This is a genomic window from Streptococcus suis (genome assembly GCF_002964045.1).
GTDB classification, from domain to species: domain Bacteria; phylum Bacillota; class Bacilli; order Lactobacillales; family Streptococcaceae; genus Streptococcus; species Streptococcus suis_U.
Window position 1 is genome coordinate 1 of the sequence record NZ_POPB01000221.1, and the last position, 373, is coordinate 373.

Sequence of the window (373 nt, forward strand, 5' to 3'; positions counted from 1 at the left end):
CTGTGGATGAATATGAGCGTCATCGTAAGGCGATGAAGTATTCGGATGATATTGATTTTATTTTGAAGGAAAATGTCAAGATACTGGTTGATTGGATCAATAACCAGCGCGGACCATTCTCTCCAGCCTACGTTAATATCTGGTACAAACGCTATTTAGAACTGAGAAGTAGATAAAGTTAGAAAAGAAAATCCTGTTTTACAGGCTTTTTTCTTATTGTAAAGGAGGGGCTTATGGCCTTTGAACAAACAAATGGGCGCTATGCAAGTTTTGGAGTTGTGACCTCGCTTCCTGGGGAAGTGATTGATAGTTTTTGGTATGTTATTGATCACTACTTAAAAGGAGTTATTCCTTTGAAAAATGTAATCCGTTT

1 protein-coding gene is annotated in these 373 nt (G+C 37.5%); it reads left to right on the forward strand.

Translation table 11 applies throughout. The annotated features are described in order from the left end of the window. Positions 1-233: 233 nt before the first annotated feature. On the forward strand, positions 234-373 hold a 140-nt coding region (locus tag C1E99_RS02010; RefSeq protein ID WP_161951130.1), incomplete at its 3' end, for a DUF960 family protein.